Origin of the sequence: Streptomyces sp. NBC_01635 (genome assembly GCF_045209715.1) — a bacterium.
Taxonomy (GTDB): Bacteria; Actinomycetota; Actinomycetes; order Streptomycetales; family Streptomycetaceae; genus Streptomyces; species Streptomyces hirsutus.
In genome coordinates this window covers 6,388,733-6,405,125 of the sequence record NZ_CP109277.1, presented here as the reverse complement: position 1 = coordinate 6,405,125, position 16,393 = coordinate 6,388,733, and the positions used below count along the sequence as shown (strand labels likewise).

The 16,393-nt window shown below is 70.5% G+C and carries 11 protein-coding genes and 5 tRNA genes; 6 read left to right on the top strand and 10 right to left on the bottom strand.

Annotation, left to right across the window (positions count from 1 at the left end; genetic code table 11):
* Positions 1-2: 2 nt before the first annotated feature.
* On the bottom strand, positions 3-1,433 hold the full coding sequence (gene leuC / locus OHB56_RS29830) for a 3-isopropylmalate dehydratase large subunit (protein ID WP_326754912.1): 1,431 nt from the start codon (positions 1,431-1,433) through the stop codon (positions 3-5).
* A gap of 202 nt (positions 1,434-1,635) precedes the next feature.
* Between leuC and ndgR the strand changes: the two genes are divergently transcribed.
* Positions 1,636-2,349, top strand: coding sequence for an IclR family transcriptional regulator NdgR (ndgR, locus tag OHB56_RS29825; RefSeq protein ID WP_055594891.1), 714 nt, complete (start codon positions 1,636-1,638; stop codon positions 2,347-2,349).
* 151 nt (positions 2,350-2,500) lie between these two features.
* On the opposite strand, the gene OHB56_RS29820 is transcribed toward ndgR, so the two are convergent.
* The 9 genes from OHB56_RS29820 to OHB56_RS29780 all read right to left on the bottom strand — a co-directional run bounded on the left by OHB56_RS29820 (position 2,501) and on the right by OHB56_RS29780 (position 6,718).
* Positions 2,501-2,573, bottom strand: a tRNA-Glu gene (locus tag OHB56_RS29820).
* Between the two features lie 28 nt (positions 2,574-2,601).
* Positions 2,602-2,673 (bottom strand) — tRNA-Gln (locus OHB56_RS29815).
* A 21-nt stretch (positions 2,674-2,694) separates the two neighbouring features.
* Positions 2,695-2,767, bottom strand: a tRNA-Glu gene (locus OHB56_RS29810).
* 85 nt (positions 2,768-2,852) lie between these two features.
* Positions 2,853-2,925: transfer RNA gene (locus OHB56_RS29805), tRNA-Glu, on the bottom strand.
* 40 nt (positions 2,926-2,965) lie between these two features.
* A tRNA-Gln gene (locus OHB56_RS29800) sits at positions 2,966-3,037 on the bottom strand.
* A gap of 91 nt (positions 3,038-3,128) precedes the next feature.
* Positions 3,129-3,860: an HAD family hydrolase gene (locus OHB56_RS29795; protein WP_326754911.1), complete on the bottom strand. Its 732-nt coding sequence runs from the start codon at positions 3,858-3,860 to the stop codon at positions 3,129-3,131.
* A 118-nt stretch (positions 3,861-3,978) separates the two neighbouring features.
* Positions 3,979-5,469 carry a glutamate--tRNA ligase gene (gene gltX / locus OHB56_RS29790; RefSeq protein ID WP_406356622.1) on the bottom strand — a complete coding sequence of 497 codons (1,491 nt, stop codon included), beginning with the start codon at positions 5,467-5,469 and terminating at the stop codon, positions 3,979-3,981.
* Positions 5,462-6,247: a fumarylacetoacetate hydrolase family protein gene (locus OHB56_RS29785; protein WP_055625736.1), complete on the bottom strand. Its 786-nt coding sequence runs from the start codon at positions 6,245-6,247 to the stop codon at positions 5,462-5,464. The genes gltX and OHB56_RS29785 overlap by 8 nt, the downstream gene beginning before the upstream one ends.
* Positions 6,248-6,526: 279 nt before the next feature.
* Complete coding sequence (locus OHB56_RS29780) at positions 6,527-6,718, bottom strand: hypothetical protein (RefSeq protein WP_055594895.1); 192 nt, start codon at positions 6,716-6,718, stop codon at positions 6,527-6,529.
* A gap of 609 nt (positions 6,719-7,327) precedes the next feature.
* Between OHB56_RS29780 and OHB56_RS29775 the strand changes: the two genes are divergently transcribed.
* From OHB56_RS29775 to OHB56_RS29755, 5 genes are all read left to right on the top strand, one after another.
* On the top strand, positions 7,328-11,170 hold the full coding sequence (locus tag OHB56_RS29775) for a nitrate- and nitrite sensing domain-containing protein (RefSeq protein WP_406356620.1): 3,843 nt from the start codon (positions 7,328-7,330) through the stop codon (positions 11,168-11,170).
* Between the two features lie 9 nt (positions 11,171-11,179).
* Entirely contained in the window at positions 11,180-11,593 is a 414-nt protein-coding gene (locus OHB56_RS29770; protein WP_030611534.1) for a roadblock/LC7 domain-containing protein, read from the top strand.
* Positions 11,594-11,704: 111 nt separating this feature from the next.
* The gene (locus OHB56_RS29765; RefSeq protein WP_042167979.1) at positions 11,705-12,100 is read left to right on the top strand and encodes a DUF742 domain-containing protein; all 396 of its coding nucleotides are present in this window, start codon (positions 11,705-11,707) and stop codon (positions 12,098-12,100) included.
* On the top strand, positions 12,081-12,671 hold the full coding sequence (locus OHB56_RS29760; protein WP_326754908.1) for an ATP/GTP-binding protein: 591 nt from the start codon (positions 12,081-12,083) through the stop codon (positions 12,669-12,671). Before OHB56_RS29765 ends, OHB56_RS29760 begins: the two co-directional genes overlap by 20 nt.
* Before the next feature lie 375 nt (positions 12,672-13,046).
* Entirely contained in the window at positions 13,047-16,388 is a 3,342-nt protein-coding gene (locus tag OHB56_RS29755) for a nitrate- and nitrite sensing domain-containing protein (RefSeq protein ID WP_406356617.1), read from the top strand.
* The last annotated feature ends 5 nt before the right edge of the window (positions 16,389-16,393 follow it).

Sequence of the window (16,393 nt, the reverse complement as noted above, 5' to 3'; positions counted from 1 at the left end):
GGCTATCGGACTCCAGCGGGCGTACGGGTGTCGGCGGCGAGATCGGCCGGGGAGGCCAGGTGGCCGAGGACCGCGGTGGCGGCGGCGACCTGCGGGGACACCAGGTGGGTGCGGCCGCCCTTGCCCTGCCGGCCCTCGAAGTTGCGGTTGGAGGTGGACGCGCAGCGCTCACCGGGGGCGAGCTGGTCGGGGTTCATGCCCAGGCACATGGAACAGCCCGCGTGCCGCCACTCGGCGCCGGCCTCCTTGAAGACCACGTCCAGACCCTCGGAGACCGCCTGCAGACCCACCCGCGCGGAGCCCGGGACGACCAGCATCCGTACTCCGTCGGCGACTTTGCGGCCCTTGACGATGTCCGCGACGGCGCGCAGGTCCTCGATCCGCCCGTTGGTGCAGGAGCCTACGAAGACGGTGTCCACGCCGATGGAGCGCAACGGCTGGCCGGCCTCCAACCCCATGTACTCCAGGGCCTTTTCGGCGGCGAAGCGCTCCGAGGCGTCTTCGTACGAAGCGGGGTCGGGGACCTCTGCCGACAGCGGTGCGCCCTGACCCGGGTTGGTGCCCCAGGTGACGAACGGGGACAGCTCGGTGGCGTCGATGACGACCTCGGCGTCGAACTCGGCGTCGTCGTCGGTGCGCAGCGTCTTCCAGTAGGCGACGGCCGCGTCCCAGTCCTCGCCCTGCGGGGCGTGCGGACGACCCTTGAGGTACTCGAAGGTGGTCTCGTCGGGGGCGATCATGCCCGCGCGGGCGCCGGCCTCGATCGACATGTTGCAGATGGTCATGCGGGCCTCCATCGAGAGCGTCTCGATGGCCTCTCCGCGGTACTCCAGGATGTAGCCCTGGCCGCCGCCGGTGCCGATGCGCGCGATGACCGCCAGGATCAGGTCCTTGGCCGTGACACCGTCGGGCAGTTCGCCGTCGACGGTGATCGCCATGGTCTTGGGACGGGCCATCGGCAGCGTCTGCGTGGCCAGTACGTGCTCGACCTGGGAGGTGCCGATACCGAAGGCCAGGCCGCCGAACGCACCGTGCGTGGAGGTGTGCGAGTCTCCGCAGACCACGGTCATGCCGGGCTGGGTCAGACCCAGCTGGGGTCCGACGACGTGCACGACGCCCTGCTCGACGTCGCCCAGCGAGTGCAGCCGGACGCCGAACTCGGCGCAGTTCGCCCGCAGCGTCTCCAGCTGGACGCGGGAGACCGGGTCGGCGATGGGCTTGTCGATGTCGAGGGTCGGGGTGTTGTGGTCCTCGGTCGCGATGGTGAGGTCGAGGCGCCGCACCCTGCGGCCGCTCTTGCGCAGGCCGTCGAAGGCCTGGGGGCTGGTCACCTCGTGCAGCAGGTGCAGATCGATGAAGAGGAGGTCGGGCTCGCCCTCGGCGCGCCGGACGACGTGGTCGTCCCAGACCTTCTCCGCGAGTGTCCTACCCATCGCTTTCCCTCCGGCCGGCAAAGGTGCGCCGGCCCAACTAGAGATCCTTGAGGAGACGGCGCCCCACCCCTGATTTCCGGGTCGTCGCCGCCGGACCCGGTGATTCACGGGCCGTTGTGTTGATGACTGTGTACGTCAAGAGTGGCGCGTCCTACGGAAAATTGAACTTGCGTTTCACAGAGTGAGACGCAAGTATCGTTTCATGGACAACAGTAGCGGCGTCGGCGTTCTGGACAAGGCGGCCCTCGTCCTGAGCGCTCTGGAGTCCGGTCCGGCCACCCTCGCGGGGTTGGTCGGCGCCACCGGACTGGCACGACCCACGGCCCACCGCCTGGCCGTGGCCCTGGAGCACCACCGGCTGGTGGCGCGCGACATGCAGGGCAGGTTCATCCTCGGCCCGCGCATGGCCGAGCTGGCCGCGGCGGCCGGCGAGGACCGGCTGCTCGCCACGGCGGGCCCGGTGCTCACGCATCTGCGCGATGTCACCGGCGAGAGCGCCCAGCTCTATCGCCGTCAGGGCGACATGCGTATATGCGTGGCCGCGGCGGAGCGTCTGTCCGGTCTGCGGGACACCGTTCCGGTCGGCTCCACGCTCACGATGAAGGCCGGTTCCTCCGCGCAGATCCTGATGGCCTGGGAGGAGCCGGAGCGTCTGCACCGCGGCCTGCAGGGCGCCCGTTTCACGGCGACGGCCCTGTCGGGTGTCCGGCGCCGCGGCTGGGCGCAGTCGATCGGTGAGCGCGAGCCCGGTGTCGCCTCGGTCTCCGCGCCGGTGCGCGGCCCGTCGAACCGGGTGGTGGCCGCCGTCTCGGTCTCGGGGCCCATCGAGCGCCTGACCCGCCACCCGGGCCGGATGCACGCCCAGGCCGTCATCGACTCCGCGAACCGCCTCTCCGAGGCGCTGCGCCGCTCCTGACCCTCGCCACCCCTCGTCATCCGTCCATCCCGTCCCCGGGGGCCCGGGCCCGCCTCAACGCCGCGGCAGGCCCTCCCCCGGACCTACGGAATCGCAGAGGCGTCCATACATGACGAAAGCCCTCCACCGAAGTGGAGGGCTTTCTTCTTTGTACCCCCGACCGGATTCGAACCGGCGCTACCGCCTTGAGAGGGCGGCGTGCTAGGCCGCTACACAACGGGGGCCTGGACACTGCGTTACCGCAGGCCCGAGCTGGTCTACCTGGACTCGAACCAAGACTAACTGAACCAGAATCAGTCGTGCTGCCAATTACACCATAGACCAATGACGGTTTAGACCAGTCAGTACCCCCGACCGGATTCGAACCGGCGCTACCGCCTTGAGAGGGCGGCGTGCTAGGCCGCTACACAACGGGGGCCCTAGCGATCCTCACCCGGCCGGAGCCGGGTGATGTCACCGTGAGGACGTGGGAGCTACCCGGTCGCCCTCGCGGGATGGATCTGTACCCCCGACCGGATTCGAACCGGCGCTACCGCCTTGAGAGGGCGGCGTGCTAGGCCGCTACACAACGGGGGCCTGCGGATGAGATCCGCGTTTTGCAGATGAGCTCTGCGAGCTGGCCTACCTGGACTCGAACCAAGACTAACTGAACCAGAATCAGTCGTGCTGCCAATTACACCATAGGCCACTGGAACGCAAGCCCCTAAGGGTTCTTGTTCTAGCTGTGCGCTTGAGGGCTTTGACCTTCCGGCCCGGACCCCCGCGGCGCAGGAAGAACATTACCCGATGCCGGACCTGGCTCCAAAACGGGTATCCCCGCCGAGGAGCGCGGGGAGTTCGCCGAGGGAGACGATCCTGCGCGGCCCCACGGGCGGCTCGGCGGTCGCGTACGCGCCGCCGCGGTCGATCCACACCGACAGCAGCCCGGCCTCCGCGGCGCCCCGGCCGTCGATCTCCGGATGGTCACCCACGTACGCGACCTGGTCGGGCGGCAGTGCCAGGGCCTCGCAGGCCGCCAGGAAGGCGCCGGGCTCGGGCTTGGACACCCCCAGCTCGGCGGCGCACAGGATGACCTCGAAGCGGTCGTGGACGCCGAGGGCGCGCAGCTTGGGGTCCTGGACGTGGAGGCTGGAGTTGGACAGCACCGCGTGCCGGTGGCTGGTGGCGAGCGCGTCGAGGACCGGCAGGACGTCCGGGAACAGGGACCAGGCGGCCTCGTAGTGCACCAGGTAGCGCCCGAACCAGTCGTCGGCCTCGGCGTCGGTCAGCTCGCGCTCCAGGAAGACCCGGGTGCGGTCGCGGCGCTGGGTCTCGAAGTCGACCTCGCCCGCGGCGAACCGGGCCCACTGCGCGTCGGTCACCTCCCGCCAGTGCGCCAGCGCCTCCTCCACGGAGGCGTACCGGGCGAGCAGTTCCTCGGCGAGGAGGTACGCCCGCATGCCTTCGCGGTCGGCGGAGGTGTAGTCGAAGAGGGTGTCGTCCACGTCCCAGACAACTGCTCGGATCGCCATGGGACCGACGGTACCGACAACGGGCGGGGGGCGGCACCCCGTACTTCCGGGTGCCGCCCCCCGCCCTGCCGCCGCACGGATGCGGTGCGCGACCGCTCCGTGCGACCGCTCCCTGGGACTACGCGGCGAGCTTCGCCAGGGCCGCGTCGATGCGGGCCAGGGTCGTCTCCTTGCCCAGGACCTCGAGGGACTCGAAGAGGGGCAGGCCGACCGTGCGGCCGGTGACGGCGACGCGGACCGGGGCCTGCGCCTTGCCGAGCTTGAGGCCGTGGGCCTCACCGGCGGCCAGGACGGCCTCCTTCAGGGACTCGGCCGACGTCCAGTCGGCGGCGTCCAGCTTCTCGCGGGCGGTGCGCAGCAGGGCGTCGGAGCCCTCCTTCATCGCCTTGCTCCAGGAGGCCTCGTCGAAGGCCGGCTCCGGCAGGAACAGGAAGTCGACGTTGTCCGTGATCTCCGACAGCACCTTCAGGCGGGTCTGCGCGTGCGGCGCGATGGCCTGCCACTTGGCCTCGTCGAAGGCTTCCGGGGCCCAGGGGGCCACGGGGGCCTTCAGCCACGGCCGGCAGCGCTCGGTGAAGTCCTTCACGTCGAGCAGGCGGATGTGGTCGGCGTTGATCGCCTCGCACTTCTTGAGGTCGAAGCGGGCCGGGTTGGGGTTGACGTCGGTGACGTCGAAGGCCGCGACCATCTCCTCGATCGTGAAGATGTCCTGGTCGGCGGAGAGCGACCAGCCGAGCAGGGAGAGGTAGTTGAGCAGGCCCTCGGGGAGGAAGCCGCGCTCGCGGTAGAGGTTGAGCGACGCCTGGGGGTCGCGCTTGGAGAGCTTCTTGTTGCCCTCGCCCATCACGTACGGCAGGTGGCCGAAGGCCGGGGTCCGCTTCGCGATGCCGAGCTCGGTCAGCGCCTTGTACAGGGCGACCTGGCGCGGGGTGGAGGAGAGCAGGTCCTCGCCGCGCAGGACGTGGGTGATGTCCATCAGGGCGTCGTCGACCGGGTTGACCAGGGTGTACAGCGGGGCGCCGTTGGCGCGCACGATGCCGTAGTCCGGGACGTTCTCCGGGGTGAAGGTCAGCTCGCCGCGGACCAGGTCGGTGAAGGTGATCGTCTCGTCGGGCATCCGGAAGCGGACGATCGGCTCGCGGCCCTGGGCCTTGTACTCCTCGACCTGGGCGTCGGTCAGCTCGCGGCAGTGGCCGTCGTACCCGGAGGGCTTGCCGGCGGCGCGGGCGGCCTCGCGGCGGCTGTCCAGCTCCTCCTGGGAGCAGTAGCAGCGGTAGGCGTGGCCGGCGTCGAGGAGTTTGGCGGCGACGTCGGCGTAGACGTCCATGCGCTGGGACTGGCGGTACGGCGCGTGCGGGCCGCCGACCTCGGGGCCCTCGTCCCAGTCGAAGCCGAGCCAGCGCATCGAGTCGAGCAGCTGGGTGTAGGACTCCTCGGAGTCGCGGGCCGCGTCGGTGTCCTCGATACGGAAGACCAGGGTGCCCTGGTGGTGCTTGGCGAACGCCCAGTTGAACAGGGCGGTGCGGACCAGGCCCACGTGGGGGTTGCCGGTGGGCGACGGACAGAAACGGACGCGTACGGGGGCGGGGGAACCTGCTGCGCTAGCCACGCTTGACAACCTTGTTGGTGAGAGTGCCGATGCCTTCGATGGTGACGGCGACCTCGTCGCCGACGTTGAGGGGGCCGACGCCGGCCGGGGTGCCCGTGAGGATCACGTCGCCGGGGAGCAGCGTCATCGCCTCGGAGATGTTGACGATCAGGTCCTCGATGGAGTGGATCATCTCGCTGGTGCGGGCGAGCTGTCGCTGTTCGCCGTTGACCGTGAGCTGGAGGGTGAGGTCCGAGGCGGCGGCGAGGTCCAGGTCCGTCTCCACCCAGGGGCCGAGCGGACAGGAGGTGTCGAAGCCCTTGGCCCGCGCCCACTGCGTCTCGCGCCGCTGGACGTCGCGGGCGGTGACGTCGTTGGCGCAGGTGTAACCGAAGATCACGTCCTTGACGCGCTCGCGCGGCACCTCGCGGCAGAGCCGGCCGATCACCACGGCCAGTTCGGCCTCGTGGTGCACCTCCTGGGAGAAGGAGGGGTACTGGATCTCGTCGCCGGGGCCGATCACCGAGGTGGCGGGCTTGAAGAAGGCGAACGGGGCGTCGGGCACCTCGTTGCCCATCTCCTTGGCGTGCTCCGCGTAGTTGCGGCCGAAGGCGACCACCTTGTTGGGGAGCACCGGGGGCAGCATCCTGACCTTGCTCACCGGGACCTTGGTACCGGAGAGTTCGAAGTCCGTGAACGGGATGCCCTTGATGATGTCCAGGACGAGCTCGTCCTGCTGGTCACCCTCGACCGCGCCGAAGGCGACGTTCCCGTCGATGGAGAATCTGGCGATGCGCACGGGATGCTTGGCCCCTTGACTGAGCTGGCTGGAGTCTGACGCTCCAGGCTAACGCGGCAGGGCGCGCGCGCCTCGCGCATCGAGCCGCGTACCGCCCCCTCGCACCCGCCGCGCATCGACCGGGTGCGGCGACGGGCGCAGCAAAGAGCGGCGCCCCCTGGGGAGGGGACGCCGCGGGGCCGCTCCGGGCCGCTGTGGACATCTCCGGGACCTTTGAGCGTTACGGGGCCGGTGCCCGTACCAGTCGGTGCCGGTACCGAAGGGGTGCCGGCGACAGGCCTACTGGTTCGCGGCGCCGGCCGCGACCGGGATCTCCATGAGGATGGTGCGCCTGGGGTTGGCAGTCTGGGCCGGGAGTTCGACGGTGTGCTCCTGGAGGACCGGCGTCTGCAGTTCGGCGGCGCCGTCGAGGTGCGCCAGCGTCGTGCGTCGCGGGTTGGCGATCTTGTGGAACATCATCGTCGTCTTCACTGTTTACTCGGCCCTGTCCTGTTCGCGGGCGTCCGACGGGGTCCGGGGACCGCCCTTCGGGCGCGGGTTGTCTGTTGTGCCATGTCTGTAAAGCGCCAGGCTAAACATGCGATTCCCCGCCGACCGCCGTCGAAGGCTGCGCCATGCGTGTGAGTTTGCTCACGGATCAACGGCCAAACCACCCCAATCCGGGCCGGTGCCCCACTCCCCCGAAACGGACATTGACCCCCTGAACCCATCATTCCGCTCCTGATCATCGCGACTGGGACAGCGGATCACCCTGGCGGAATCACCCCCCTTCGCCCCCTTTGCTCGAGATCACTTTCTACGCCGAGTGACCCCTCCCTCACGTGGTGTCATGTAAGTCACGGCATACCCCACGGGCCTTGTTGGGAGATCCCGCACTGTGCTGGAATCCCAGCGACCGCCGCAGATTTCGATCCGGCGCACAGGGGGCGCACGAAAGCGCCAACACGGCGGTGGACAAGGGGGAACCCGCGCCGGTCACTCACGACCACCACGGGGGCGTATTCAGGGCGCCCCTATGACGCCGACACCGTGTCCCGCCGTTCGCGCGGAGGGGCGCCTGGTCCAGAGGTTGCGACGCTAGTGCAGGGACGTTTCAAGAGGGATGGCAGCGCTTCGGCGGAGCCGGAGCACGGCGGGAATGGCCCCATGGCCGTCGGCTCCTCGCCCCAGCACGCCCAGAACCAGAACCAGGGTCCGTCGGCCAACGGTGAGGGCGGAGACAGGTCCGGCCGCCCCGGCTCCGCGCCCCCGAAACCGGAGGGGGCTCCCACGGCCGCGCCGAAGCCCCCCAAGGGCCCTACCGGCCCGGGGCCGCGCATAGCCCTGCGCAACTGGCGGATCTCCACCCGACTGGTGTCGCTGCTCGCGCTCCCGGTGGTCGCGGCCACCTCGCTGGGCGGTCTGCGTATCAACCAGTCGATGGACGACATCCAGCAGCTCGACAACATGAAGCTGCTGACGGACATGACCCAGGAGGCCACCGAGCTCGCCGCCGCGCTCCAGGAGGAGCGCGACCAGTCGGCCGGCCCGCTGGCGCACGGCGGCAAGGCCACCGACTTCGGGGTCAAGGGCCACCGCGAGAAGACCGACCGCGCCCGGAAGAACTTCCTCGACAGCTCCGAGGAGATCAACAACGCCAGCCGGGACGGCAATCTCACCGGTGTCCGCGACAACCTGGTCCAGCTCGCCGGTGACCTGGGCGACCTCGAGAAGATCCGCAACACGGCCTATCTGTCTAAGGGCAACTCCACCCAGACCGTCGAGGCCTACCACCGTCTGATCGAGAACCTGATCGACCTCTCCCAGGACATGGCCGAGGCGACCAGCAACTCCGAGATGATCCAGCGCACCCGCGCCCTGGGGGCCTTCTCCGCCGCCAAGGAGTACGCGTCGATCCAGCGCGCGGTCCTCGCGGCGGCACTGCCCGCCAACAACACCAGCTTCGGCGATCTCGCCGAGAACGACCGGCTCTACGCCCAGTCGGCGCTGGAGAGCCAGAAGTCCGAGGTGCGCAGCTTCAAGAGCATCTACGGCGAGGACTCGGCCACCGAGCTGCTGGCGCCCGTCGAGGACGGCAACGACACGATCCAGGCCACCGACAAGTTCGCGACCCGTGCCCTGGTGTCGGCCGACGGTCTGGGGTCGATGGGCAAGCGGTCCTACCGTGACTGGCTGGACGACAGCTCCACCAAGATCCAGCAGATGAAGAACATCGAGCTCCAACTGCTCGAGGAGATGGAACAGAAGGCCCGTGAGCTGCGCAGCGCCACCGAGCGCGACGCGATCATCTCCGGTGCGCTGATCCTGATCGTGCTCGGTGTCTCGCTGGTCGGCGCCTTCGTCGTGGCCCGCTCCATGATCCGCTCGCTGCGCCGCCTCGAGGACACCGCGACCAAGGTCGCCCAGGAACGTCTGCCCGAGCTGGTCAAGCAGCTGTCCGAGTCCGACCCGCAGGACGTCGACACGTCCGTGGAGTCGGTGGGTGTGCACTCCCGGGACGAGATCGGCCGTGTGGCCGCGGCCTTCGACGACGTGCACCGCGAGGCGGTCCGTCTCGCCGCCGAGCAGGCCCTGCTGCGGGGCAACGTCAACGCGATGTTCACCAACCTCTCGCGCCGCTCCCAGGGTCTGATCCAGCGTCAGCTGTCGCTGATCTCCGAACTGGAGTCCCGCGAGGCCGACCCGGACCAGCTGTCCTCGCTGTTCAAGCTGGACCACCTCGCCACCCGTATGCGCCGGAACGGCGAGAACCTGCTGGTCCTCGCGGGTGAGGAGCCCGGACGCCGGTGGACCCGCCCGGTCCCGCTGGTCGACGTGCTCCGTGCCGCCGCGTCCGAGGTGGAGCAGTACGAGCGCATCGAACTGACCGCCGTGCCGACCACCGAAGTGGCCGGCCGGGTCGTCAACGACCTCGTCCACCTGCTCGCCGAGCTGCTGGAGAACGCGACCTCGTTCTCCTCCCCCCAGACCAAGGTCAAGGTCACCGGTCACGCGCTGCCCGACGGCCGGGTGCTGATCGAGGTCCACGACACCGGTATCGGCCTGTCCCCGGAGGACCTGGCGGCGATCAACGAACGGCTCGCCGCGCCGCCCACCGTGGACGTCTCCGTCTCCCGCCGCATGGGTCTGTTCGTGGTCGGCCGGCTGTCGCAGCGGCACGGCATCCGCATCCAGCTCCGTCCGTCCGACTCCGGCGGTACGACCGCGCTGGTCATGCTGCCCGTCGATGTCGCCCAGGGCGGCAAGAGGCCCCAGGGCAAGCCCGGTCAGCCGGGTGTCGGCGGTCCCGCCGCCGCGCAGGCCGCGGCCGGTGCCGCGGCGGCCCGCCGGTCCGCCGGCGGTCAGTCCGGTGGCGGTGCTCTCGGCGCCGGTGCGCCCGGCGGTGGCCGGCTCGCCGCCGGCCAGGGTCCGCGGGCCGCACTGCCCGGACGGGACGGCCAGGGCCGCCCGGGTGCCCCGGGCGGGGCGCGTGGGCCGCAGGGCCAGCCGGGCAGGTCGTCCGCCCCGTCGCTGTTCGAGCAGGGGGGCGCCCCCTCCGCTCCGTCACAGGGCCGTCCGGCTCCGGCCGGCGCGGGTGCCGGCTACGGCGGCCAGGCCCCGGGTGCCCCGCAGGGGATGCAGTCCGCGGGTCAGGGCGGTGCGCAGGGCCAGGACCTGTTCGGCGGCCGGGGCGACGTGCCCCAGCAGCGGGACAAGGGCAACGCCGAGCGCGGCCGTCGTCCGCAGCTGCCGCCGCGCGGCAACGCTCCGCGCGCGGAGCTGCCCGGCGGCGACCAGCAGCCGCGGGTGCCCAGCTGGAGCGACGAGAACGCCCAGCCGCCGGTACCCCGGGCTTCGCTGGACGCCCCGCGCGGCCACGACGAGCCGGGCGCCGCCCGGACGAACGCCATGCCGCGGTTCGACGACCAGCACGGCGCCGGCCCCACGTCCGAGATGCCCCGGTTCGACGACCGGCAGGGCCACGGTGCCCCGCAGCACACCGGCCAGTACGGCGGGCCCGGCGCGAACGGCGCCCAGGACACCGGCCAGTTCGTCCGCGGCGACCTCTACGGCGCCCCGGCGGACCGCTACAACGGTCAGGGCACCGGGCAGAACCCGTCCCAGACCGGTCAGTTCCCGGCCCCGCAGGGCTACGACAGCGGGTCCTACGGCAACGGCAACGGCTCGTACGACAACGGTTCCACCGGTCAGTACCCGGGCCGGGGCGACGGCGCTCCCGCGCGGTACCCCGCCCCGGAGCGGCCGAACCTCGCGGACCCGGCCTCCACCGGCCAGTTCGAGCGTCCGCAGCTCAACGGGGCGCAGGAACCCGGCCTCGGCAACCGGCGTCCCCCGGCCCCGCAGCAGCGGCCGGACCGTCCCCAGCCGGGCCAGGCGCCCGCCCCCCAGCGGCCCGACAACGGCCGCGGGCAGAGCGACGCCTGGGCACTGCCGCCGGCGTCCGGTCCCGGCGACGGGCGCACGCCGCTGTACGACACCCTGGAGACCAACTGGTTCCATGGTGCGCAGGAGGAGCAGGGCAATCCCCCGGCTCCGGCACAGCAGCCGCAGCCGCAACAGCAGCCGCAGCAGCAGTCACCGCAGCAGCAGCCGCAGGGGCCGACCGGCCCGCAGCGGTCCGCTGCCGCCACCTGGCGCAGCTCGCCCAACGACGAGCTGGTCCGGCAGGCCGAACGCGTCCGGAAGCCGGCCGCGGGCGGCGTCACCACATCCGGCCTGCCGCGCCGGGTGCCCAAGGCGAACCTCGTCCCGGGCACGGCTCAGCAGCAGCCCCACCAGAGTGGTCCGCAGGTCTCCCGTGCGCCCGATGACGTACGCGGCCGGCTGACCAATCTCCGTCGAGGTATCGCACAGGGTCGTCAGGCCGGTTCGTCGTCCCAGACCGGCAGCTTCCCCCGACCCACTCACCAGCAGGAGCGTTAGTTGAGCCCGATGAGCCAGGCGGCACAGAACCTCAACTGGTTGATCACCAACTTCGTGGACAACACCCCCGGGGTGTCCCACACCGTCGTCGTGTCCGCCGACGGACTCCTCCTGGCGATGTCGGAGGGTTTCCCGCGCGACCGCGCGGACCAGCTCGCGGCCGTGGCGTCGGGACTGACCTCCCTGACCGCCGGCGCCTCCCGCATCTTCGAAGGCGGCAGCGTCGCACAGACGGTCGTCGAGATGGAGCGGGGTTTCCTCTTCCTCATGTCCGTCTCGGACGGTTCGTCTCTGGCCGTCCTGGCCCACCCCGATTGCGACATCGGTCTCGTCGGCTACGAGATGGCGCTCCTGGTCGATCGTGCGGGAGCGGTCCTCACCCCGGACCTGCGCGCCGAGCTACAGGGAAGTCTGCTCCACTGACCGGCCCCGGCACCACCCGTCTCACCAAATCACCGTCCGGCCGCCACAATCCCCCCACCGGCCCCGTCAGACGGCTTGACCGACCGACTTGCTGTCCCGCCCGGAGGACCCATGACCCCGCCCACCGCTTCTCATGATCCGTACGCGGAGCCGTACGAGGACGAGGGCGATCAGCCACTGGTACGTCCCTATGCGATGACCGGTGGCCGGACCAGGCCGCGCTATCAGCTGGCCATCGAGGCGCTGATCAGCACGACGGCCGATCCGGCAGCGCTCATGGGACTCCTTCCGGAGCACCAGCGCATCTGCCACCTGACCCGTGAGGTGAAGTCGGTCGCCGAGGTCTCGGCGCTCCTGAACATGCCGCTGGGCGTGGCCCGGATCCTGGTGGCGGACCTCGCGGAAGCGGGGCTCGTGGCCATCCATCAGCCGGGTGGCGACGAGACCACCGGCGCACCGGACGTGACACTGCTCGAAAGGGTGCTCAGTGGACTTCGCAAGCTCTAGCGGCGGGACGGTCTCCGAGAATCGCTCCACCACCTCCGCGAAGATCGTGGTGGCGGGCGGCTTCGGCGTGGGCAAGACCACGTTCGTCGGTGCTGTCTCGGAGATCAACCCGCTGCGTACCGAGGCCGTCATGACGTCCGCTTCAGCGGGCATCGACGACCTCACCCACACCGGGGACAAGACCACCACCACGGTGGCCATGGACTTCGGCCGTATCACCCTGGACCAGGACCTGATCCTGTACCTCTTCGGTACACCCGGCCAGGACCGCTTCTGGTTCATGTGGGACGACCTGGTACGCGGCGCCATCGGCGCGGTCGTACTGGTGGACACGCGAAGGCTGGCGGACTGCTTCCCGGCCGTCGACTACTTCGAGAACAGCGGACTGCCGTTCGTCGTCGCCCTCAACGGCTTCGACGGACAGCAGCCCTACCAGCCGGAAGAGGTGCGTGAGGCACTGCAGATCGGGCCCGACGCCCCGATCATCGTCACCGACGCCCGGCACCGCTCGGACGCCAAGAGCGCGCTGATCACTCTGGTCGAGCACGCCCTCATGGCACGCCTCCGGTAGCCGAAGGCAACCACGGCATACAGCAGTTGTCGTAGACGAACCGGGGCCGGTTGTGTCCTTGGACACGACCGGCCCCGGTGTTCATAACGTTTCGGCAGAGGAATCGGCCAGGGCCGACACGCGATGCGTTCGAGCGGTGCCACTGTGCGCACGACCGCCCCGCCTTTTGACGGGGCTCATTCTTTTTGACCGTTTTATCTGCGGTTTACATCACGCCGGAACCTTCTCTTCCGCTGTTTGGAAGAGGACTGGTGGGCATGCTGGAATGCCTGGACTGCCCATTGGTCAAAGACGCACTCAGCAGTCGTTGGCCCGCCGGGCTCTGAGACACTGCGGCACAACGTTGGTGCCGACCGCTGAGAGGTTGTTGGTCGAGTGAGGCGAAGCACGAACAGTCCCGAGCCGTCGGCCCGGGGCAACTTCACCCCGCCGCCGCGCGCAGCGGCTCCCTCCCCCGTGCACGACACGGAACCGACGGCCGCGCCCGCCCCGAGTGGCGGCCGTTTCTCCCCCCGCAACTGGCGGGTGGCCACCAGGCTGAACGCGATCCTGCTCATCCCCGTGCTGGTCGGCCTGGTCATGGGCGGCTTCCAGGTGAAGGGCTCGATCGACACGTGGCAGGAGGCCGAGGACGCGGAGAACACCGCGCGTCTGGTACGGGCCTCCCTCAGCTACGCCAACGCCCTCTACCTCGAGCGGGACCTCACCGCGGCCCCGCTGCTGCAGGGCAAGGGCGCGGACGACCCGACCGTCGTCAAGGCGCGTGCCGAGACGGACAAGGCGGCCGACGAATTCGACGCGGCGGCCCAGTCCATGCCCGCCAAGGGAGGCCTGGAGCGCCGGCTGGAACTGCTGCGCGAGGCGGAGCCCAAGCTCACACCGCTGCGCCAGGCCGCGTACACCTCCAAGCTCAAGGGCGTGGAGACCGAAGAGGGCTACGTCCAGATAGCCAACCCGCTGATGCAGTTCGCCAACGAACTCGGCCTGGGCACCGGCAACGTCACCAGCTACGGCCGTACGGTCTACGCGATCTCGTTGAGCAAGGCGGCCCTGTCGCTCCAGCGGTCCATCGGTACGCACCTGCTGGTGAAGCCCGGCCCCACCGACAGCCAGCTCGCCAGCCAGCGGGTCGCCCTCTCGTCCTACGCCTACCTCGAGAACATCGCCGTCCAGGAGTACCTCGGCGGCGGCACCGCGGCCGACACCGCCAAGCTGAAGCAGCTCGAGCAGGAGATCAAGGCCGACGGCGCGGACCTGGCCAAGGAGAAGGCCGCCTCGGACCCGGACTACGTGCCGCCGCCCGAGAACCCGGTCACGTTGATCTCGGAGGTCGCGCGGCTCGGCACCACGGATCCGGCCGCCCGCACCGAGATGGCCGGCCGCGGCATCACCGTCGAGAACTACTGGGCGGTCAACACCCTCAAGTACGACGGCTACAGCGAGATCGAGTCGGACCTCGCCGACGCCGCGGTGGATGAAGCCTCCGCCATCGCCGGCGACGCGCAGCGCGACGCCTTCGTCACCGGCAGCGCCGTCGTGATCGCCCTGCTCGCCGCGTTCATCCTGGCCGGCATGGTGGCCCGCCAGATGAGCCGCTCCATGCGCAAGCTGCGCCACGCCGCCTTCGGTATCGCCGAGCAGCGGCTGCCGATGCTGGTCGACCAGCTCTCCCGCACCGACCCCGGCCGGGTCGACACCCGGGTCACCCCGATCCCGATCACCTCCACGGACGAGATCGGCGAGGTCGCCCGCGCCTTCGACCAGGTCCACCGCGAGGCCGTCCGGCTCGCCTCCGAGCAGGCGCTGCTGCGGGGCAACATCAACGCGATCTTCACCAACCTCTCGCGCCGCAACCAGTCGCTGATCGAGGGCCAGCTGACCCTGCTCACCGGCCTGGAGAACAACGAGGCCGACCCGGACCAGCTGGAGCACCTCTTCAAGCTGGACCACCTGGCCACGCGTATGCGCCGTAACGGTGAGAACCTCCTCGTCCTCGCCGGCGAGGAGCCGGGCCGCCGCTGGGACCAGCCGGTCCCGCTGGTCGACGTGATCCGCGCCGCCTCCTCCGAGGTGGAGCAGTACGAGCGCATCGAGCTGTCCGGTGTCCCCGAGGCCGAGATCCACGGCCGCGCGGTGACCGACCTCGTGCACCTGCTGGCCGAGTTGCTGGAGAACGCCACCACGTTCTCCTCCCCGCAGACCAAGGTCCGTGTCACTGCGACCCGTCTTCCCGACGGCCGCCTGATGATCGAGATCCACGACAAGGGCATCGGCCTGACCGCCGAGGACTTCGCGGACATCAACCACAAGCTGGCCAACCCGCCGACCGTGGACGTCGCGATCTCGCAGCGCATGGGCCTGTTCGTGGTCGGCCGGCTGTCCGACCGGCACGGCATCCGGGTCCAGCTGCGCCCCTCGGGCGAGCAGGCCGGTACGACCTCGCTGGTCATGCTGCCGGACGCGATCACCCACGGCGGCGGTGGCGAGACGCAGCCCGACCGCGACGAGTTCACGGTCTCCCAGATCATCCCGGAGCAGAACACCTACCCGGGCGAGGACTTCAGCCAGCAGCAGCCGCCGCTGCGCACGGCGGCGGAGCTCGGCTTCGACGACAGCCGCTACGAGGTCCCGGACGACCTCCGCGACCTGGACCCGGTCGGCCGTTCGCTGATGCGCGGGGAGCGACGGGCCGCCCTGGACCCGCAGGGCCGGCAGCCCGCGCTGCCCGACCCGCAGGCGTCCGGTGACCGCAACGGCTCCGGGCAGGCTGCCTACCCCGACGAGTTCGCCGCCGCCCCGCAGGGTTACGGCGACGGCCAGGGCGCCGGCGACACCCGGAACTTCGAGGGCGCACCGGCCGGTTACCCGGAGCAGGAGCCCGCCGGTTTCGACCAGCAGGCTTACGGCAACGGACAGCAGCCGCCGTACGAAGGACAGCAGCAATCGGCGTACGACGACTCGTACTACGCGCCGGGCGCCCAGCTGCCGCAGAACGACTCCTTCTCGTCGAACGGCGGTTACCCGGACGGTTCCTACGCGGAGCCGGCCCAGGACGATCGGACGACGGGCGGCCCGGCCGGCCCCGGGGCCTTCCCGGCCTTCGGCGAGCAGCGTCCGCAGGACGACTGGCCGCAGCAGGACGGCTACCAGAACGGTTACCCGGCGCAGTACCCCGCCGCGTCCCCGGAGGCGGAGTCCGCACCGGCCGCTGACGCAGCGGCGCAGGACAGCGTAGGCTTCAACCGTCCGGGTCCGGCCCACTCCGCCTCCCACGAGCTGACCGATGCCGGGCTTCCGCGCCGTGGAGCCTCCACGGGCGGCGCCGGTGAGAAGCGGCGCGCGAACCAGGAGCCCACGGCTCCGGCTCCCGCTGCCGCCTCGGTTCCGGCCCGGCAGGGCGACGGCGACGACTCCTGGCGTTCGGCGAACGACGAGCGCTGGCAGCAGGCATCCTCGCTGCGGAGGCCCAAGGCGGGCGGGGTGACCTCATCCGGGCTGCCGCGCCGTGTTCCCAAGGCCAACCTGGTCGAGGGCGCCGCCGAAACCACCCCTCAGGGAGGCCCCCAGGTCTCCCGCGCCCCGGAGGACATCCGGGGCAGGCTGAGCAACCTGCGGCGCGGCGTCCAACAGGGCCGCAACGCAGGCAGTGAAACGAACGGCCAGGCCACTGGGAATCACCGCAGTGGGCCTGACAGCACCTACAACCAGGAGCGTTAGTGTGA